20 protein-coding genes, 1 other RNA gene and 1 pseudogene are annotated in these 18,156 nt (G+C 59.2%); 8 read left to right on the forward strand and 14 right to left on the reverse strand.

Going from position 1 to position 18,156, the window contains the following annotated elements; all coding sequences use genetic code 11:
• The first annotated feature begins 23 nt into the window (after nt 1-23).
• From ACIBCN_RS19215 to ACIBCN_RS19235, 5 genes are all read left to right on the forward strand, one after another.
• Nucleotides 24-260, forward strand: coding sequence for a hypothetical protein (locus ACIBCN_RS19215; RefSeq protein WP_396992917.1), 237 nt, complete (start codon nt 24-26; stop codon nt 258-260).
• A 65-nt stretch (nt 261-325) separates the two neighbouring features.
• The gene (gene smpB, locus ACIBCN_RS19220; RefSeq protein WP_357380491.1) at nt 326-799 is read left to right on the forward strand and encodes an SsrA-binding protein SmpB; all 474 of its coding nucleotides are present in this window, start codon (nt 326-328) and stop codon (nt 797-799) included.
• 11 nt (nt 800-810) lie between these two features.
• The gene (locus ACIBCN_RS19225; protein WP_396992918.1) at nt 811-1,659 is read left to right on the forward strand and encodes an EamA family transporter; all 849 of its coding nucleotides are present in this window, start codon (nt 811-813) and stop codon (nt 1,657-1,659) included.
• A gap of 78 nt (nt 1,660-1,737) precedes the next feature.
• Nucleotides 1,738-2,109, forward strand: a transfer-messenger RNA (tmRNA) gene (gene ssrA / locus ACIBCN_RS19230).
• Between the two features lie 106 nt (nt 2,110-2,215).
• Entirely contained in the window at nt 2,216-2,545 is a 330-nt protein-coding gene (locus tag ACIBCN_RS19235; protein WP_396992919.1) for a hypothetical protein, read from the forward strand.
• Nucleotides 2,546-2,749: 204 nt separating this feature from the next.
• Here the strand turns inward: ACIBCN_RS19235 and ACIBCN_RS19240 are convergent.
• The 14 genes and pseudogenes from ACIBCN_RS19240 to ACIBCN_RS19305 form a co-directional block, all read right to left on the reverse strand.
• A pseudogene (locus ACIBCN_RS19240) lies at nt 2,750-3,712 on the reverse strand (recombinase family protein); the annotation flags it as partial.
• Between the two features lie 89 nt (nt 3,713-3,801).
• Nucleotides 3,802-5,262, reverse strand: a complete 1,461-nt coding sequence (locus ACIBCN_RS19245; RefSeq protein ID WP_396992920.1) for a tyrosine-type recombinase/integrase — start codon at nt 5,260-5,262, stop codon at nt 3,802-3,804.
• Nucleotides 5,259-5,657, reverse strand: coding sequence for a helix-turn-helix domain-containing protein (locus ACIBCN_RS19250; protein WP_396992921.1), 399 nt, complete (start codon nt 5,655-5,657; stop codon nt 5,259-5,261). Before ACIBCN_RS19250 ends, ACIBCN_RS19245 begins: the two co-directional genes overlap by 4 nt.
• Before the next feature lie 46 nt (nt 5,658-5,703).
• The gene (locus ACIBCN_RS19255; protein ID WP_396992922.1) at nt 5,704-6,099 is read right to left on the reverse strand and encodes a helix-turn-helix transcriptional regulator; all 396 of its coding nucleotides are present in this window, start codon (nt 6,097-6,099) and stop codon (nt 5,704-5,706) included.
• 214 nt (nt 6,100-6,313) lie between these two features.
• Entirely contained in the window at nt 6,314-6,649 is a 336-nt protein-coding gene (locus ACIBCN_RS19260) for a hypothetical protein (protein ID WP_396992923.1), read from the reverse strand.
• Nucleotides 6,650-6,733: 84 nt separating this feature from the next.
• Nucleotides 6,734-7,768: a DNA-methyltransferase gene (locus ACIBCN_RS19265; RefSeq protein ID WP_396992924.1), complete on the reverse strand. Its 1,035-nt coding sequence runs from the start codon at nt 7,766-7,768 to the stop codon at nt 6,734-6,736.
• Nucleotides 7,765-8,793, reverse strand: coding sequence for a replication-relaxation family protein (locus tag ACIBCN_RS19270; RefSeq protein WP_396992925.1), 1,029 nt, complete (start codon nt 8,791-8,793; stop codon nt 7,765-7,767). Before ACIBCN_RS19270 ends, ACIBCN_RS19265 begins: the two co-directional genes overlap by 4 nt.
• Nucleotides 8,790-10,979: a type IV secretory system conjugative DNA transfer family protein gene (locus ACIBCN_RS19275; protein WP_396992927.1), complete on the reverse strand. Its 2,190-nt coding sequence runs from the start codon at nt 10,977-10,979 to the stop codon at nt 8,790-8,792. Before ACIBCN_RS19275 ends, ACIBCN_RS19270 begins: the two co-directional genes overlap by 4 nt.
• Nucleotides 10,969-11,226, reverse strand: coding sequence for a hypothetical protein (locus ACIBCN_RS19280; protein ID WP_396992928.1), 258 nt, complete (start codon nt 11,224-11,226; stop codon nt 10,969-10,971). The genes ACIBCN_RS19275 and ACIBCN_RS19280 overlap by 11 nt, the downstream gene beginning before the upstream one ends.
• Nucleotides 11,227-11,433: 207 nt before the next feature.
• Nucleotides 11,434-11,631 carry a hypothetical protein gene (locus ACIBCN_RS19285; protein ID WP_396992929.1) on the reverse strand — a complete coding sequence of 66 codons (198 nt, stop codon included), beginning with the start codon at nt 11,629-11,631 and terminating at the stop codon, nt 11,434-11,436.
• A complete protein-coding gene (locus ACIBCN_RS19290) occupies nt 11,628-11,891 on the reverse strand; it encodes a hypothetical protein (RefSeq protein ID WP_396992930.1) in 264 nt (87 codons plus the stop codon). Before ACIBCN_RS19290 ends, ACIBCN_RS19285 begins: the two co-directional genes overlap by 4 nt.
• Nucleotides 11,888-13,210: a hypothetical protein gene (locus ACIBCN_RS19295; RefSeq protein WP_396992931.1), complete on the reverse strand. Its 1,323-nt coding sequence runs from the start codon at nt 13,208-13,210 to the stop codon at nt 11,888-11,890. The genes ACIBCN_RS19290 and ACIBCN_RS19295 overlap by 4 nt, the downstream gene beginning before the upstream one ends.
• A gap of 51 nt (nt 13,211-13,261) precedes the next feature.
• Nucleotides 13,262-14,437 (reverse strand): OmpA family protein, encoded by a 1,176-nt coding sequence (locus ACIBCN_RS19300; protein ID WP_396992932.1) that lies wholly within the window; start codon nt 14,435-14,437, stop codon nt 13,262-13,264.
• A gap of 316 nt (nt 14,438-14,753) precedes the next feature.
• Nucleotides 14,754-15,500, reverse strand: a complete 747-nt coding sequence (locus ACIBCN_RS19305; protein WP_396992933.1) for a hypothetical protein — start codon at nt 15,498-15,500, stop codon at nt 14,754-14,756.
• A gap of 22 nt (nt 15,501-15,522) precedes the next feature.
• Between ACIBCN_RS19305 and ACIBCN_RS19310 the strand changes: the two genes are divergently transcribed.
• The 3 genes from ACIBCN_RS19310 to ACIBCN_RS19320 all read left to right on the forward strand — a co-directional run bounded on the left by ACIBCN_RS19310 (nt 15,523) and on the right by ACIBCN_RS19320 (nt 18,105).
• On the forward strand, nt 15,523-17,295 hold the full coding sequence (locus ACIBCN_RS19310; protein WP_396992934.1) for a hypothetical protein: 1,773 nt from the start codon (nt 15,523-15,525) through the stop codon (nt 17,293-17,295).
• Between the two features lie 159 nt (nt 17,296-17,454).
• Nucleotides 17,455-17,751: a hypothetical protein gene (locus ACIBCN_RS19315; protein ID WP_396992935.1), complete on the forward strand. Its 297-nt coding sequence runs from the start codon at nt 17,455-17,457 to the stop codon at nt 17,749-17,751.
• A gap of 66 nt (nt 17,752-17,817) precedes the next feature.
• On the forward strand, nt 17,818-18,105 hold the full coding sequence (locus tag ACIBCN_RS19320; protein ID WP_396992936.1) for a hypothetical protein: 288 nt from the start codon (nt 17,818-17,820) through the stop codon (nt 18,103-18,105).
• The last annotated feature ends 51 nt before the right edge of the window (nt 18,106-18,156 follow it).

The raw sequence follows: 18,156 nt of genomic DNA on the forward strand, positions 1-18,156 counted from the left end.
CCGTGCGGGCTACCGTGCTCGCTATGGCTACCGGTGACGGCCCGGACGACGGGGGCGACACGTCGGGCGATTCCCCCAGCTCCGAGGTGCCGGACGCGCCGCCGAACACCCGCAGGGGGATCGACCCGACCGTGGAGGGTGTGTGGCTGCGCCATCGGCCGCCCCCGCGACCCGGCAGACCCCGATTTTCGACGGTATTGCTGGTCGCCGCCTTCATCGCGCTGCTCACCCTCTGGGTCACCCTGCGCCCCGGTGGCTAGCACCGCGGGTGCCGCGCCACGACCTGGGAATAATCCGGTTGCCGCGTCACTTAAGGTTGATCGTTATGAAGGAACAGGGGCGCAAGGTCATCGCGACCAACCGCCGGGCGCGGCACAACTACACGATCCTGGACGTCTACGAGGCCGGGATCGCGCTGGTTGGCACCGAGGTCAAGAGCCTGCGTGAGGGCAAGGCCTCGCTGGTCGACGCGTTCGCGACGGTCGACAACGGCGAGGTGTGGCTGCGTGGGCTGCACATCCCGGAGTTCAGCCACGGCACCTGGACCAACCATTCGCCGCGCCGGATCCGGAAGCTGTTGCTGCACAAGCGCGAGATCGACCGTCTGGTCGGCAAGTCGCGGGAAGGCAATCAGACGCTGGTGCCGCTGTCCATGTACTTCTCCGACGGCAAGGTCAAGGTCGAACTGGCCCTCGCCAAGGGCAAGCAGGACTACGACAAGCGTCAGGATCTGGCGAAGCGCGACGCCGAGCGCGAGGTCACTCGTGAGCTAGGGCGGCGGATCAAAGGCATGCGCTGACTGCCGTCCTATTGGCGCTGGTAGCCGCCCTCGGCTACGGCGTGAGCGACTTCTACGGTGGTGTCGCGGCCCGAAAGGTGACCGCGCTGCGAGTCGTCATCTACTCCTACCCGCTGTCGGTACTGCTCGTCTTGCTGCTCCTGCCGTTCGTCGACGGGACCCCCGACGCCGCATCGATAGGGTGGGGTCTGGCGGCCGGCCTCGCCAGCGGTGTCGCGGTCTGGTGGTTCTATGCCGCACTCGCGAGCGGCCCGATGGCGGTCGTCTCACCGCTGACGGCGGTGCTGGTGGCGGGCGTCCCCGTGTTGGTCGGGCTGGTGATCGGGGAGCGACCCGGGCTGCTCGCCTTCATCGGTATCGCGTTCGCGTTGGTCGCCGTGCTGCTGGTCAGCCGGGAATCGCCGGACGCCGTCACCGAGGAGATCACCGGTGGGCGCGAATTACGATTCACCAAGAAGGTCGCCCTGTTGACCATCGGATCCGGACTCGCATTCGGCTTCATGTTCGTCTTCCTGCACCAGACCGCGGCGTCGTCCGGGCTGTGGCCGTTGCTCGCCCAGCGTGCGGCGGCCACCGCGGTGGTGTGGGTGACCGCGCTGTCGGCCAGGCAGTTCAAGCGCTTGCGCGGTGAGCCGCTGCGACTGGCCTGCTACATCGGCGCGCTCGACGTCGTCGCCAACATCGCGCTACTGCACGCGTTCCACGGCTCACTGCTCTCGCTCGTCAGCGTGATCGGCTCGCTGTACCCGGCGGCCACAGTCCTGCTCGCGATGGTGCTGCTCGGCGAACGCGTCGGTCGTCAGCAACAGGCCGGCATGGTGCTCGCCCTCGTCGCGGTCGGGCTCATCGCCGCAGCGTGAGGACACCCGCCGAATAATGGGAAGAACCGGGCTCTGGCCGGTGTTAACATGAACAGCCGGCAAGGTGCCGGGACGTACGGGGCTGAACGGTTTCGACTTTGTACGTAGATTCAGGGGAAGCGTGTCGGTGCAGGCAAGAGACCACCGTAAGCGTCATTGCAACCAATTAAGCGCCGATTCCAATCAGCGCGACTTCGCTCTCGCTGCCTAAGTAGCAGAGCAAGTCTGTCAGTCCGGGTTCGTCCCTCGACCCGGGTACTGGCATCAGCTAGAGGGACTTACCGTCCTGGCCGGTCGCGGACCAGAATGGAACATCAAACAGCGACTGGGATCGTCATCTGAGCTTGTTCGCGAGACCCAGAGATCCAAGTAGAGACACAGCGAACTGCACACGGAGAAGCCCTGGAGACGCGGCAGAGGACCCGGGTTCGATTCCCGGCAGCTCCACAAGGGTGGTCTTACTCGAACTGGGGTCCTTAGGGACCACAGGGAGGGTAAGGCCACTTTTCGCGTTTCTGGACCTTCTACCTGAGCGGACTGATCCGCTGATTGCCTGGTGGAAGGTTCTGCCGGTTCCGGCCGCGTCATGCAGTTCAGTGAAGGGCCCGTTGAGCAGATCCGTCCTGACGCCCTCGATGTCCAGGTAGAAGCGCTCGTAGAACGTCTGGTTGAGGTGCCGCCGGACAACGTCGCTCCCTTCCTCGTACAGCTTCTGTGGCTCGCTGAGGAGATCCAGTGCACTGGCCAGCACCTTGATGCCGACAGCCAGTTCGGCCCTGGTGGCACTCAGGCTCGCTTCAATGCTCGCGCGATCGTTCTGGATATGGCGCAACCGTGTCTTGATTTTCGGCTGTGGCAGGGCGTTGTCTACGGCGAGGTCGAGTAAGCGCTCCTCCTGCGCGTCCAACTCCTTGAGTCGCTTCTTCAGTGCTGCATGCATCTCCCGCAGGCTTATTTGTTCGTCGGCCAGTACTTCATCAAGCAGGCACTGAACGTCGGACACGAATCCGCGCGGGAGCTGCAGGGTGGTGTAGTGGTCGACAATCGCTTGTTCGACTCGTTCCGCAGGGAGGTAGGGCAGGTCGCACAGACCGTCCTGACGGCCACGGCACAGGAAGTAGCTGTAGCGATTGCCGTTCTGGCTCCGTGCCTCGGTGTAGATCAGGCGGGAGGTGCGGTCGGCCTCGTTGCACCGATGGCAGAAGAGATTGCCCTTGAGGTAGTGCTGGAGGACGCGGTCACGCTGTCCCAAGCGGCTACGCAGGTCCATGACGTCCTGCACGCGGTCGAAAAGTTCTTGGGTGACGATCGGATCGTGCCTGCCCGGGTACAGCTCCCCGTCGTACTCAATCCATCCGGCGTAGTACGGGTCTTGGAGCATCTGATGCAGACGCTTGAATGACGCTGGCCGCTCGGGGAACTTGCCGCTGGCACGTGCAGTCAGGCCAACATCGGCCATCGTGGCTTCCAACTGTTCCAAACCGTATGTACCGGTGGCGTACAGCTCAAATGCCTTCAGCACCAGCGGGGCTCGTCGTTCGTCCTGCTTGACGGTGTTGATCAGCTTGCCCTCGTACTCGACGCGTACGTTCAGATAACCGAGCCTGGCGACGCCGAGGGTGCCACCGTTGACCGCCTTCATCCGCATCTTTTCCTGAATGTCCAACCCCTGCAGGGTGTTCATCAGGTGGTTCATCACGTCGAGCATGCCTTCCATCGCCACGGCATGCGGTCCCTCGCCGAAGTCTTCCTTGGCGCTGATCAGACGGACGCCCATCTTGTTGAGCTGGGCTTCGATGATGGCGGCGTCGAATCGGTTACGGAAGGCGCGGGAGCGCATGTAGACGATGACGTACTTGATCTCGGGATGTTCAGTCAGGAATTTCAAGAGTTCCCGGATGACCGGGCGTTTGTCGATGGTCTTCGCTGAGGTACCAGGTTCGATGAATTCCCTGATGACCTCGGCCCCGAGGGCATCAGACTTCTGTTGTCCGAGTTCACGTTGAGTAGCGATCGAAAGACCATCGGGGTCGATGTCGATTGCGGTGTCCATCTGCCGCTTGGTGGAAACGCGGAGCAGCAGAACAGCTTTCTTGAGCTGGATTGCTCCCTGTGCTTGATTCTTGGTCACTAACTGCCTCCTTAGTCGCTGTGATCGGATCGGAGAGGGGAATTGGTGAATGGCGTCACGATCGGCGTGAGCGCACTGAGGAGCGGAACCCACTCCCAAAGCACGAGATTTCCGTCGTTGATCTGACGGCTACTTTTGACGGCTACACAGCCAAGAATGTGCGTGTTTGTGCGTGCGCGCAGCTCTTCAAGCACAGGGGTGCTAGCGGGGTCGCGACGGAGGTGGTCCATTTTAGTGGAAAACTTATCAGCGTAGATCCGCAGATCGGCGTTTTGTCTCTGTTGAAATGCCCTTTTAGGTACCACTAGATCGACATTTGACGGCTGCATTTGACGGCTACCGCCACTGTTACCAGCGCCCAGTAACGCATCCTCAATGCGGCTGAGCGCTAACTGCTGGGCCTCGCCATCGCCGTGTTCGTAGATTTCCTGGGTAGTGGTGACACGGGAATGCCCAAGGATAAGTTGGATGTCGCGGTCCGGTACGTGACTGTTCTTTAGGAGCGTCGCAACTGTGTGTCGAAGATCGTGAAGGCGGATACGACGCAATCCTGCCTTTTTGGAGAGTTTCTGGAACAAAAAGTAGAAGTTCGACGGTCCAAACGGCCGACCATCATCATCGACAAATACGAGGCTGTCACGTGCCGGATGGATATGTTGGTCTTCGATGTCTATCTGATACTGGTTGAGTGCTTGGCGCACGAACGCGAGTAGTGGTAGGTCTCGCTTTCCCTTTGCGGTTTTTACAGGCCCGATGTAGTTCTGACCGCGTATCACTTGGAACTGCTGCCGAATTCGTAGAACGTCATGGTCCCAGTCGATGTCACCCCATCGAAGGCCGAGGGCCTCTCCACGCCGGAGGCCATAGAGGCTGAGCAACAGAAACGCAGGATACATCCGATGCGATTTGGCGACCGCCAGGAATCGGGCAACTTCGTCAATTGTCCAAGGTACGATCTCTTTTCGATCGTAGCGAGGAAGTACCACCAGGCGTGCCACGTTGCGGACAACCAGGTCTTCACGCATTGCCCGAGTGAGCGCAGCGCTCAACACAATCCGGACGTGAACGGCGGTGGGCAGCGACATGCCGTGGGCGATACGCTGATCGAATACCTCCTGGAGTCCTGTAACCGTAAGACGGGTGAGCGAGTGCGATCCGAGCATCGGCTTGAGATGCCCCTGAATGACGTTGCCATATGTGTTAATCGTCGTGGGGCGGAGAGTCTTTGGGGCAATATCTCGCATGAAGTAGTCAAGGTAGGCTCCGACCTTCCAGGATTGTTCTGGAAGCGGGATGCCGCGCTTGGTATCCGCCAGGCTCATGGTGAGTTTCTCGCTGGCCTCTTTGCGCGTCTTGCCGTACACCCGCAGGCGTCGGATTCTGCCGCTTGCTGTGGGCAGGTAGGCTGCGCCTTCCCACCGTCCGTCGCTTCGGTGGTAGAGCGTGCCTTCACCTTGCCCCCGCCGAGTCATCGCGAGCCTCCTGCGGTTACGAGGTCGCGGACAAACCGTTCTACTTCACTGACTGGCACAAAACGACGTGCGCCGACCTTTACCGTTGTTAGTTCGCGCTCATGAATGAGCCGGTATAGGCTCCACTTGCTAATGCGTAGTCGTGTATGCGCTTCGGTTACGGTGAGCAAGTCGGCTACGTTGGTAGTCGTAGACGGCTTGTTATCGACTACGCCAGTTAGCTCGCTGCTGAGCCGGTTGATATCAAGCGGCTCGCCGTCCGCGAGTTTGAGTGCCAGATTACCGAGAGTGCGTAATGCCTGTCGACCTTCGAGAGAAAGAGGAGCCTTGACACCAATGGCCACGGGTTCCTTGATAACTGTCGTTTCGGGGTAGCGGGGTGATGTTTGGTGCATAGTTCTCCTCCTCTCGGACTAGATTTGATACGTCGGTTGCTACATTTTATGAGTCGCTTCCGCTTCGAGGTGACTCATATGCGTCTATCTCAAAAGAAACGCCATAGTGTTCGGTAAGTCCAGCAAAATAGACTTCGATTTCCTCGAATGCCGCAGGCGGTAGCTCGCAATACTTCGTGCGCATATATGGCAACAGAGAGGGCAGCTCGCCTGACGGGAGCCATCCAATGCTTGTAAACATGTCGGTGCAGGAAATATTGAGCACTCTGGCGATGGTTAGCAATTTCTCAACACGAGGGCTCGCGCTCGCTCCGGTCTCGATTCGCCAGTACGTGGAGTCACGCATCGCAGCTCGTTTAGCGACTTCGTATGTGCTGATCCCAAGCGCCTGCCGTCTCTCGGACAAGACTTTCCGCAGTGCTTCATTTTCTTTCGATTTCATTTTTATTTAATATCTCCGTTTGTTGTACACTTCATAATAACGAATTCCATTGCCCAAATGCAATGAAATCGCACAATTCCACAACACAAATTGATGTTTCGGTGTACTATTTCAGGTCTTTCTCATGTTTATGTTGTTGAGCCAGAAGGGTGACAGTCGAGCGGATTTCCCGCTGATGTGTCACCCTTCCGGCCGTACCGAGGGCTGGGTGTGCTCAGCCTTCCGGTTGTTCGGTTGCCCGCCGACCCCGACGGGTCGGCTGGGCTGCCGCGTCACCCTCGCCCGCTGCCGCTCCCTGGAACAGGTTGGCCAGTGCCTCTTGTTTGGCCTTGGCATCCCGTTCTATGGCGGCCCGTACCTCGTCAGCCTTCGCGATCAGATCCGGATCGTGTTTGGCTGCTTCGATGTGGGCGTCGATCGCCTTCAGGAACTCCGTGTTCATGGTGCTGCCACGAAGTTGGGCGATCCAGGTGAGCTGCGTGTGACGGTAGGGGTTGAGTCCGACGGCAAGTTTCTTTTCTTGTGCGTCGGGTGTTTCCGGAGCGGACATTGCTACCTCCTCGGTGTTGGTGCGGCCGGTAAACGCTTGTCGCGCTTACGAGTACGGCCGCATGGCACCGACGAGGCAATCCATCTACGCGGCGTTGCCTACGGGGCTGGCGCGTGCTGCGGTCTCCTGGCGACGTGAACGTGCTGCTTCAATGCGTTCGGTTGCGAGCTGGGCAAAGTCCATATTCAGCTCGATGCCGCTCCAGTCTCGGGCTAAGTCTTCGGCGGCAACCGCAGTGGTACCGCTACCTATGAAGGGATCGAGCACGATGCCCGGTTCGCTGGCTGCATCGCAGTCGCAGGTTGCGCTTGCCGCAGTGCGCAAGGCTTTGCCGCCGAGCAGGCGTATTACTCGCCTACGCCAAGGGCGCCGGCATACCGTGCAGCGCACCTCGGGGCACCCGGCCTGAATCGCCTTGGTGGCTAAGGAGAGTGGAAACGTGGCGTGGTGCGCGCCGCGAAAGTTGGATGTCGCCAGCTGCCAGATATCACCGGGGTTCTTGCCGAGCGGATGACCAACTCGGCCTTCACGTTTCAGTACGGCGAGGCCACCGGCTATGTCGCCATTGGGGCCGCGCCAGTGCTCGTTGCCGTGCTGCTGTGTTTTGTAGCCCTTTGACGCGGTTGAACGGTGCGGAACGCGAACAGCATCGAGATCGAAGAAGTACGCCGGTTGTTTGGTCAGGACGTAGATCAGTTCGTACGTACAGGCCAGCCGGTCGGGGACGTTGCTTGGCATCGGATTCGGCTTCGCCCAGACGATCTTGTTGCGCACCAGCCACCCCGAGCGCTGGAGATGGAGCGCCAACCGTTCTGGCGCCATTACCAGTCCCTTTCGAGCGGTGCCCTGACTGGTGTGGGTCGAGTAGGTGTCGCCCAAATTCAACCAGTAGGTGCCGGTCGGTACCAGCGCTCGATGAATTTCCTGGCTGACGGCTGCCAGGCTGTCGACCCAGCTGTCGACATGGGATTCGAGCCCAATCTGTCCCTCGGCGTCATAGTTGCGCAGTCGGAAGTACGGTGGACTGGTGAGCGCCATGTCGATGCTGCCGTCTGGAAAATCGCGCAACCGTTCGAGTGCATCGCCAACCAGAAGGTGATTCCGGATGGCTGCCGTCATAGATCACTACCTTCCTGCATGAGGTCGACCAGTGCGTCCGGCGCGATGATGTGGAACAATTCGCTGGGCAGAGCGCGGTCTTTGTCGATGGCCTGTCGGAGGGCAACACGTCGGCGCTCAGCTTTGGCGGGATCGTTGGCGCTCATGCTCCAGACGATCTGCGGGAAAGTGCCTTCACTCCGATCCTGTTCGATGCCGCTTCGTCGATAGGCCTCGTAATCTCGGCATTTCCTGACCAGCGTGGGAATGCTTTCAGTGCCACGGTCGACCTCGATGAACCAGCTGTCCTCGTACTCACTGTCGGCAGAAATTGCGGTTTCGGCATACAGATCTGGCTTGAGCCGCAAGCGTGCCCCGCCGATGCCGATGTACTGCCGCCAGGCCGTTGGTTCGATCTGCATCGCCAGCAATTCCAATCGTTGCTCACGATGGGCAGCCGCGAGCGAAACATGGGTGTCGGCGATAGCGAGGGTGTGCTTGAGAAAAGTTTCGCTGGGGTCCGTTAGGTGACGGCGCACTGGTTGGCCTGATTCGGCTTTCAGCAAGCGTTCGCCATTGGCATCGACGTAATGCACCAGTCCAGCCGAGCCGGCGCGCACCCCACCTACGCGGCGTTCAAGTGTTCCGAGTAGCCGAAGTTCGCGAAGCCGGACGAGTACACGCTGAGCGATTCGGAGACCGGAACCAGAGCTGAGGTCGGCAAAATGCAGTGCGTGAATCTGGCTGACGCTCAGGAATCGGTGTTCGGCCACGGAGCGCAGCACGGCCCAATCTCGATCACTGAGGGTGTCGCCGATGCTCCAAATATTCTGACGCACACTGACAGGCCGACGTGATCCGCTCGGGTGTGAGGTGCCCGAATGGGCACCATCAGTCGTTGCACGAACGACGGAGGATTGGGAGTTGACCAGGGATGATGTGGCTGTACGGGTTGACGCGAAATGGTGAACCACACGACTGTCTGCTGCCGGTCGAATCTCCACATGCACCTCCACGTCAATCTCGCTTGTGTGTTGTCTGTTCATGCCTGCCTCCTCTTCCGCCGTGTGGTTGTTGGGCTGTCACTGGTGTGATCCAGCAGCTCGGCGAAGCCGGCCTCGATCTTGTCCAGGGGTTGGCCGTACCGTTCGCGGCTGAGGCGGCGGATTCCATCTGGATCGCTGGTTTTCGGTGGCGGGGGCAAGGTGGTGCCGGACGCCCACGGCTGGAGGCTGTTGTCTCGGATGACGCTGGCGTAGACCGCATAGGCGGGAAGCGAGCTGAAATCATCAGGCGCGACGACGGATTGTCCGGCTGCAACGTCCTTGGCATCTCCGGCTTGGAGCTGGAAGAAGACCCGTGAGCGCGCATTGTTCTTGAACGCCTCCAGCATCGACTTGGGGAGCTGCGCTTCATGCTGATGGGCCAAGTGGAATCCGGCCTTCAGGCTGCGAGCGAGGGCTAACGCCTCGGCGATGTCGTCCGAGAATTTGAGAAATTCCTGTACCTCATCGACGTAGACCATGACAGGGATGCGAGAGTTCTCGGGAGTTCCAGCACGTTCGAGGATGGCTTGCCACAGTTCGTAGAGCACCGCGGCCGACAGCAGTTGCGCTGCTTCCGGTCCGATCACTCCCTTTTGCAGCGGAACCAGCAGCACCTTGCCTTCAGTAAGCACTTGTCGGATGTTGAACTTCGGATTGCGCTGTGCGAGGACGGCTCTGAGCTGTTTGGTCATCAGCGGTCGGAGCTTGTTCGATAGGGGTGCCACGATGCTGGCGGTCGCCTCCGGTGACAGACCGTCGAACCACTGCCAGAACGGACCGGCGGCGTAGGGATCTTCGCGAATGACGTGCTGTGTCAGGGAACGGCGAAATCCTGGGTTAGTCAGCAGTAGGGGCAGCATCACCAGGGAGGCATCATCACGTCGGGCGAGGACTTCCAGGCAGTTCCGCAGGATGTCAGCGGATCGGTGTCCAAGACTGTCGCCGTAGATGGCTTTGAACATGCTGAACAGCGAATCGGCCACCACCTGCGGAGTCCGACCACCTCTGTGCTTGCCGTCGAGCGGGTTGATGCCAATCGGTGCGCTGTCCAGCGGATCGAGCACCACCACGTCGTCTTTCCGGCTGTCCGGAATCCGCGCCAAAATATCTGTCACCAGGTCTTTTGGCTCGATCACAACGACCGGTCGACCAGCCGCCAAGTCCGCAACGATGAGATTCAAAAACAGGCTGGACTTGCCCACTCCACTCGGGCCCATCGTCCAAAAATGTCGTAGGGAATCATCGACGTTGTAACCAATTGTGCCGTGCGCGCCAGGGGCATTGGCGGTCGCAATAATCCGCTGACCGGCCTGAGCGGCGGCGGTCGGGCGAACAGGCTTCGGATGGCGTGGTGGCTGCCCGGGGAACGGCTCGTCGTTGTCACTGACCGGCCACGCCAGCAAGTGACTGACCTCGGGCACGCTGAGATGCTGCGACGGCATGAACAGTGACCAGTTGGAGCGTGGTGTATTGACGCGGCCAGGCTTCTCGTCGACGAGTCGGAGATGGACTCCGGCCGCTTCCACCGTCCCGATCGCGGCTACCAGCCCCAACAGCAGCGTTCGGCGCCGCTCAGCAGTGACGGCATGGACGCCGAGTCGAAGGACGACCTCGAAGCCGTGCTGGCCGAGCTTGCGGGCAAGTGCCTGGCGAGCGTCGGGCCGATGTTCGGGCAAGACACCATGCAGCACTTTGCTGGTGAAGGACTGCTGGTCCTGTGACATCTCGGCTGGTGGCAACGAAGGTCCACGACGAGGGCCAAGAACCACCTGGATGACCAGCCGTTCGTTCTTCTTCACGGTGGTGAGTGCGCTCAGGATCGAGCGGTGAGACGAGACTGCGTCTACCGGCTGGATTGCGCGTGCTGTTGTGGTGAGTTTCAGGCGGCGGGCCGTGCTGATGGTGTTTCGATCGGTCGGATCAAAACGTGTGACCACACTGCCACGTACCAACTGCTCGATGGTGCGTCGGACGGCTTGAGCATGCCGGAGTTGGCTTCCGACCAAATATTCGACGCCGGTGATATCTGAGCGAGCTTCGAGTATTATCTGTGGCGCGTGTTTCTGTGCTGCCCAGCTGGTCAGCAGCGACAGGGCAGCGGCCTCTTTGAATGGCTGCGGCCAATACGGCTGTTGCCACACAAGCGATTCTGCATTGAGGGAGAGCGGGAGTTGATCAGTCGTCATGGTTCACCTCCTCAGTAGTTGCGTCACTGGAAGTCGTTGCCTCATTGGCCTGCGCGGCTTCGGCCGCTTGACTCGCTTTCTCGGCTTCGGCATCGGCCAACGCCATCGCGATGACCGCACGGCCGAGTTTGCGAAGATCAGGCGGTGTGCGCTGATCACCGCGAACCGTGATGCGTCGCTTCGGCCGCGTGGGGGTGTTGCGTCCCTTTTCGAGCCTGCGGTAGTTGTAGCGTCCTGTTTTAGACATAGTTCGGGCCCTCCTTGAATTCTTTAAATAATTGCTATTGCTGGTTTTCGGCCTGATGTGGCCAACTGCTTGGCTATTGCGTCAACGCAATGGCTGTGTCCCCTACTATGTATTGCGTTGACGCAATGAACAATGATGATTGCTCATTCCACAACATCGAAGCGTCAGCCTCGTCTTTCGGTGAAAATGCTTGAAAATAAGCTCATTTCACCAACGCTCTTTCCATGTACGAAATACAACGATCCCCAGCCACATCGCGCCGACGATGCCACCGATCAGCAACAGCGTCGGCAGGATGGATTTGATCAGGGTGACGGCAAGGTAGAGAGCGATCGCCGCGAGAAACAGGCTGAAGCAGCGACGGACGGTCTTGTCGACAAAGCCAAGCGGATCTTCGTCACTCATGCTGGCCACCGCCGTACCCATGCGGTGACTTCGCTCGCGATGCTGGCCGCCAGGTGGATGGCGTAGCGGCTGCTGACTGGCGCTTCTTCGAGCCGCAGTGTGGCGTAACGGTTCAGAGCGTCTGTTGCCTCCAGCATCCTGTCCAAGACGAAATTTGCAAGGTCGCCGGCTGCTGCTACGTCGTCGCCATCAGGAGTCCGCAGGCGAAGTCGGTCAGCAAGCTGTGCGCGGGTGGTGTCGTCGGTGTCTTCTCTCGTCACGCCGCCACCGCCTGCACCTGTTCGGGCTGGCCGTCTTCGACCGGATTCAGCTGCTTGAGCAAGTTGTCCAACACGGACGTATCGACACTCATCATCGGCAGCAGCGCGCCGTACACCGGCTCACTGCCAGACGGCACCAGTTCGGCCTCGTGCCCGCACCCCTGGTGATAGCTCCGAGCCTGGAGTATCAGTTGATTGGCCGCCGCGAGGGGTTCGCTCATCTTCGTCACGGTGGCGTCGTAGATGCGGAAGCCTGCCGACTGGAGCCGCTTGAGGCGTGTCGTCAGCTTCTCGGCTTTCTCCTCGAACTGCCGTTCGGTCAGCCGAACCGGCAGCAGCTGCTTGGCGTGGTGATCGAGCTCGTCGGTCTGGGTGGAGCCGTCGCGGTAGTTCACCGCGAAAATCACCACGTTCAGAGCAATCACGATGATTGCGAAGAACACGCCGAGGATCGAGCCGCCGAGCAGGTCACTGCCAGCCGACAGCGACTCGGAAATGATTCGATAGGCCATCACCACACCGCTGCCGAGCGTCACCGACACCGACAGCCCGATGAAGGTCAGCGGGACTACTTTCGCCTGGCCGCTCGGCAAGCTGATGTGCCCGCGGTTGTCCTTGTATGCCTTGAGGTCTCGCCCGAACTTGTGCAGCGCCAGCGCGATAGCGACCGTGGCCAGCACCGCAAAGACCCCACTGGTGATGAGCGGAATGATGCTCTGGGAGAGGGCAGACCAGTTGACGTTGAAGATCTGCGAACAGAACCAGAGCATGACCGGCCCGTCGAGCACGACGACGAACGGTGCCAGGCGGACCAGCCAGCGAGATACGCGCCGATGCTTCAGGCTGCCTTCGTCGGTTTCCTTGGTGACGACAGCCTGAACAGCGGCCATCCGAGCTTCCGCCTGGGTGGCGGTGAGTACCTCACCGTTCGGACCGGCGACCGGCAGCGTCGGTATTTGGAGCAGTTCGGCCTTCAGGACGATCAGCTCTGCGCGGAGGTTGTCGAACTGTTCGACAACCTTGCTGAGCTTCTTGGCTCCCTTGTCGCGGGCTTCCTCGGCCCCGGTGACACCCTTTGCCGTGACCGTCGCTTCCAAGTTGCTGTACCTATTGGCGGGCCGCTTCGCGCCAATGCGCCACTGTTCCTTGACCAGAGACTTGACCGTTATGAGCCATTTTTTCGGGATCGGTCCACGTCCGGTGCGTGAACTGCGCTGTTCGTCCTTGGGCACATCCTGTTGGACATATTCGGCTGTATCAGCGGCGGGCGGTGTCGCTGCCGATGGTTTGGAGTTGGGGCGTGAGGTTCGAGTAGCCATTATTTTCTCCGTTCGTGAGGTGTGCGGGTGGGCAACTGATGCGGACGGCGATCACCGCGTGCCAAGGCGGTGAAAGCTGAGTTCGGTGCGACGGTTCTGCTGGGCCTTGGACTCGTCGAACTGGCCGCCGGTGAAGTTCGGGATCACCGGCTCAGTGGCACCGCGGCCGATCACAGTGCCGAGAGCTTGAGATGGCAGGCCGAGCACGATCAGCCGATCTGCCACAGCCTGGGCACGCCGGCCACTGAGGTTGCTGGAATCTCCGGCAGCCGTGCCGATGTCGGCAATGTGGCCAGCAATATCGACCGACAGATTGCAGCGCTGCGCCGCTTGGATGATGGGAAGCAGCACGACATCAGCTTCCGGTCCGAGTACCGCACTATTGGGGGCAAACCTCAGCTCGGAATCGGAAAGTGTTGCCCACACCGGACAACCTCCGTCGGTCCGGCTGGTGGGCACTGGTACCACCGGAACAGGCAGCGTCGAGATAGGCGGCTGTACCGAGACCGCTCCCTGCGCGGCGGTGCAACTGCTTGCCCCCATTCGCTGGCACAGCGACACCCACAGGTTCGCGATCGCAGTACGCGCGAAGGGCGCCAAGCGAGGCTGGGAACCTGCAACGATGCCAATTCCCTCGAAGGTGACCGTGTGTCCAGCGAGGTCCGGCAACTCACCCTGCCGTTCTATGCCGTCACTGACGTTGTCCGCCTGGAAGTCCCAACCGAGTACGCGCAGGTCGGTTGGATTCTCAGTGGTGACGAGTGAAGACAGAACATGGATATCGGAGTTCGGGATCTGGCCGGCTCGGTCGAGTAGCGGAAGCGTCGACAACCCAGGGGTGTCGGCCTTGGCGTCCGCTACTAGTTCGGCCAAATCATCTATGCCAGTGGTGATCTTGCGGTCAGCGGCGGCGCTGGCGTGCTCCACCTCGCCATTGCTCCGGACAGGCACAAGATCCTTTTCGATGATGGGTCCGGTTGCTGAGCTGATAATGCGGACCGTTGCGTCACCGGGCTTTTGCGCGTGGTGGGCACGCTGTTCCAGTTCGGCACGAAGGGAATCAGAAAGGGCGGGACGCGGTTCGGCGCTCGTGCCAGTGATGACGAGCGTTTCGGAACTGGCGGGCTGATTCGGTTGCGGGTTGGTGCAAGCCGGAAGCAGACCCAGCGCCACGGTCCCAAATAATCCAGCGGCCAAGAGGCGACCGATCAGGGAAGAAACTGCCATATAGATACTCCTTTTGCTTGTTGTGCAGACCCAGACTGTTCTCGGTCAAGGACCAAGGTAAGTCGCTCGAAAAGCTGCGTCTACCAGCGCAAACGGGTGGAGCAGGCCAGATATTTGACAGGCTTCTGACAAACCGCAGCCCACCCCATTTGCCACGACATGACAGGTTTCCGACAGATTGCTTCAGCGACCGTCGGTGTGCCTGAACGTGAAACGCCCGCCTCCGGTTGGAGGCGGGCAGCGTTGGGCGCGCAGGCGGATACTGATTGGTTGGTTGTGTAGTGATTGCACCTCGGCCACGAAGGCGGCCGACGTGTCAGAGGTGTTTCGGCTCGCCGTCCATGACGTCGGGGCCGTAAGTAACGAGCGGCCAGTGCTCGGCAATGCCGGTCACGAGTTCGAGCACCGAGGCGCGTTCCCGCTCCTCGGCGGTCGGCGGCTCGTCGCCTTCCTCGGTGTTGAACTCGCTGTCCTCGACGACGGGAAGTTTCTTCGTAACCCGCCGTTCGATCCGAGTCTCCTTGCCAGTGACCGGATCACGTTCGATCAGGTCCAGCTTGGACGGGTCCTGGTCGTATGCCTCACAGATCACCAGGTAGATGTTCGGCACGTGGCGGAGAAACTGCCGCCATATGGCTTCACGTTCCCTCGGATCGAACAGAAACCCGCCACCCGAGTTTGAGTAGAGGATGGGGGACAGTTCGGTCAGCCAGCAGTCGACGTAGTTCCAGAGCGAGCTGCGCACCGGCAGCGGTTCGCCCTCATCGAGCCCCATCTGCGTCCGGCCGTAGGTTGAGATGAACTTGAAGAAGTCGTCGCGAGCGGCGAAGATCTGATCGGTGAGGCTGTTGGCCACGGACCGATTGTGGTCTTCGATGATCTTGTCGTAAATGTGCTCTCTGCGCATCAGGAGGTTTCCCTTCATCTGAGCGCGCCCACCATATTGTGGCATGATTTGTACCAAATGGCAACGAGCGCAACATATTTCGCGTCGTAAGGCCAGATGGCGTAGCACGACCCAGGCGGCAATGTGGACGGCTACGATCAGCGGAAGAGCACTCACAAGCCCGTTGGAGGGAACGACAGTGACGGACGACGACCGCCAGATAGATGCCCTCCGTGTCGCGGCTATCGAGGATCTGAAGGGACTGTACGAGTCTTCCGAGAGCGGTGCGTGCTATCTCGATCAATTAGGTCGACGCCAACGCCTTTGCCATTTCTTGAGTGTCCTGGTCGGTAGCAAGAAGATTAACTCAACCCAGGCGCGCCTCCTACGTGAACTACTGATCTCGGTCAATTCATATGCGGTGAACCACCCGACTGTCATACCCGAGAAGCGGTCGAAAAAGGACCTGACGAAAACTCGAATCGTGCAAGCTGTCGGCGTCATGATCCGACTTTATGACATCTATCCAGCTGAACTCGGAGAGCGGAAGAATAAAGCGGCAGAGCTGATCGGCTACGCCTCCAGGGATATGGAGGACCAGCCTGATCGAAACCTTCCTCACTACCGGAAAAAATACATCGAATATATCGAGGGCATCCTCACCGCCCCTCATTCTCGTGCAGAGGTGCTGAAGCCCGTCGAGGCATTGCTCGAAAAGCGTAGACCAGAGCCATCGCCTGTCAAAGAAGATCAAGAACTGGCAGAACAGCAAAAACTCGAACGAAGGAGTGCTGTTCTCAACGGACGTGGACTATACGACACACTTCGTGCCCTCTATCCCTCCTATGAACTACTGGAACTCTGGGACGTTACTCACCCAATCTGCGTATTTTCCGCTCAGTCATCGGTATGGAATAACTTAGAGTCCGCCCTCGGTAGGCCACCTTCAAACTTTCTGCCTCATCCGCTGCGCTGGCCACGCGACGAGTACTACCACCCACCTGCTGAAGAGCAGTTCAACAAGGATGTAGCCAAATTCAGGCATCCAGATACCAATACAACCAGGTTCTTTCCCGGTCCAACCTATTCCTTAGACAAGCTGCATCTTCCCCTGCCGGGCCAACCGTTGAAGATTGACTTCAAATTCGGGCGTTTCTTCACTAAGACGGCTACCTCGGAAGACCTCGATCCGGAAATGATGAAAGCGCTGGCAGCCGACCCGGATACTCCGGTTTCGCTGGAGCAGTTGCCTATGCGGAAGTGGCTTCATGGTGAAGTGGCAGATATTGTCGTTGACGGTGCCCACCGGGACGGAGCGGTATCTCATGCCACCACGATCATGATTAAGAACATTCAAGGTGGCTATGATCTTTTCTTGACCCGCAGGACCAACGACGTCGCAACGCACGCAAATTTTAGCCATGTCTGCCCTTCTGGGATTTTTTCGCCGCACTATGACGAATCAAATCATGAAAACAGCAAGGACGAATTCTCGGTGTGGCGGAACTTCTTCCGTGAGTTCTCAGAAGAGATGTATGACAAGCAAGAGCAGCAGTTTCCGCATTACCACATAGAAGGAGCGACTGATCCGGCAGACGAGCCGGAGGCTCGACGGCTGCGGGCTTTGTTGGCCAGCGGTCAAGCATTCTTGACGTACACAGGCGTCTCAATAAACCTCCTCACCATGCGGCCGGAAATCTGTTTATTGCTTCGTATCGAAGACCCTGACTGGCTGCGAAGGGAGCGGCACATGAAAAAGCCCAATCGCAGCCTCAAGTTGAACTGGGAATATCACGACCAAGCCGCTGCCGAGAATTTGATCACTGAAAAACAGTGGAGTCACTGGCGGATCGTTCTCGATAGCGATCTGCGGCCTGCGGACGGAAGTGTCTTCGAGCCGAGCTGGACTGTTCCTAACGCAGCAGCGGCCGTGAAGCTCGCGATCGACGTGATGAAGGCTCAAGGTTTATAACTCCTGTTGACCGCGCGATCCTCAAAAGACTTTGTCGAGTTTCTGTCAGGTTGGGTCATATAGCCGATCTGCGGTTTGTCACGAGTCTGTCGGAAATCTGGCTGATAACCAACATCTCCGCAGGTGGATGACGGTTTCCTCTCGGCCTACAGTCCTCATATGCAGATCACCACCCCTTGGCTTGCGGTAGCGATGAGCCCTTGGCTTGCATTGCCATTGGCCGTCGTGGTCTCCGTCGCGGTAATCGTGCTTGTGACCATTATTCTCACCAAGAAGCAGACTGGCGATAACGCCACCATCAAACTCCTGTGGGCGAAGATCGACATCACCAACACTCCTGTCAATCAGGATGGGCAGAAACAGGATGCGATCAAAGTGTCTCCGAATAAAGACACTCGACCGCACAAGCGATCTCGTCGCTTGTGCGATAGGCGGGTTCCTCCCTCGGCGCAGTAGCTATAGTAAAATAGATGAGGTTCCTTTAATATTAAGAACAAATGACCATTAAGTGGAGTATCAAGTATGTCTCACGCCAAAACTTTTCTAGAATCGTCGCCTGCCAAGCAGGGTGGCAGCATTTTCGTCAACCAGTGGGGCGAGTTTGAACACGGCTGCCTCTGCGGTAGTGGTGACTTCTATACTGTCGTGCTCCGCGATGGACAATGGATTGAGATTGAACCTGTAGAGAACTGGGACGGTTGGGCCTGCAACAGCTGCCTCCGGGTATTCACTGATAAGGGCGAACTGATCACACATGCTTCGGATGTGAAGTGGCTCGAATATGCGGTTGGTTCGTCCGACCGGCGCTAACCGGCTCGATTGACCGTGTATGTTCTCTTACAGTGGATCACTGCCCGGTGT

It is taken from the genome of Nocardia sp. NPDC051052, from assembly GCF_044456045.1.
Lineage (GTDB): Bacteria > Actinomycetota > Actinomycetes > Mycobacteriales > Mycobacteriaceae > Nocardia.

Excerpts from the sequence above, each read along its gene's own strand:
- ACIBCN_RS19215 (WP_396992917.1), top strand. The coding sequence starts at position 24 with ATGGCTACCGGTGACGGCCCGGACGACGGGGGCGACACGTCGGGCGAT.
- smpB (WP_357380491.1), top strand. The coding sequence starts at position 326 with ATGAAGGAACAGGGGCGCAAGGTCATCGCGACCAACCGCCGGGCGCGG.
- ACIBCN_RS19245 (WP_396992920.1), bottom strand. The coding sequence starts at position 5,262 with ATGACTCGGCGGGGGCAAGGTGAAGGCACGCTCTACCACCGAAGCGAC.
- ACIBCN_RS19250 (WP_396992921.1), bottom strand. The coding sequence starts at position 5,657 with ATGCACCAAACATCACCCCGCTACCCCGAAACGACAGTTATCAAGGAA.
- ACIBCN_RS19255 (WP_396992922.1), bottom strand. The coding sequence starts at position 6,099 with ATGAAATCGAAAGAAAATGAAGCACTGCGGAAAGTCTTGTCCGAGAGA.
- ACIBCN_RS19260 (WP_396992923.1), bottom strand. The coding sequence starts at position 6,649 with ATGTCCGCTCCGGAAACACCCGACGCACAAGAAAAGAAACTTGCCGTC.
- ACIBCN_RS19265 (WP_396992924.1), bottom strand. The coding sequence starts at position 7,768 with ATGACGGCAGCCATCCGGAATCACCTTCTGGTTGGCGATGCACTCGAA.
- ACIBCN_RS19270 (WP_396992925.1), bottom strand. The coding sequence starts at position 8,793 with ATGAACAGACAACACACAAGCGAGATTGACGTGGAGGTGCATGTGGAG.
- ACIBCN_RS19275 (WP_396992927.1), bottom strand. The coding sequence starts at position 10,979 with ATGACGACTGATCAACTCCCGCTCTCCCTCAATGCAGAATCGCTTGTG.
- ACIBCN_RS19280 (WP_396992928.1), bottom strand. The coding sequence starts at position 11,226 with ATGTCTAAAACAGGACGCTACAACTACCGCAGGCTCGAAAAGGGACGC.
- ACIBCN_RS19285 (WP_396992929.1), bottom strand. The coding sequence starts at position 11,631 with ATGAGTGACGAAGATCCGCTTGGCTTTGTCGACAAGACCGTCCGTCGC.
- ACIBCN_RS19295 (WP_396992931.1), bottom strand. The coding sequence starts at position 13,210 with ATGGCTACTCGAACCTCACGCCCCAACTCCAAACCATCGGCAGCGACA.
- ACIBCN_RS19300 (WP_396992932.1), bottom strand. The coding sequence starts at position 14,437 with ATGGCAGTTTCTTCCCTGATCGGTCGCCTCTTGGCCGCTGGATTATTT.
- ACIBCN_RS19315 (WP_396992935.1), top strand. The coding sequence starts at position 17,455 with ATGCAGATCACCACCCCTTGGCTTGCGGTAGCGATGAGCCCTTGGCTT.
- ACIBCN_RS19320 (WP_396992936.1), top strand. The coding sequence starts at position 17,818 with ATGTCTCACGCCAAAACTTTTCTAGAATCGTCGCCTGCCAAGCAGGGT.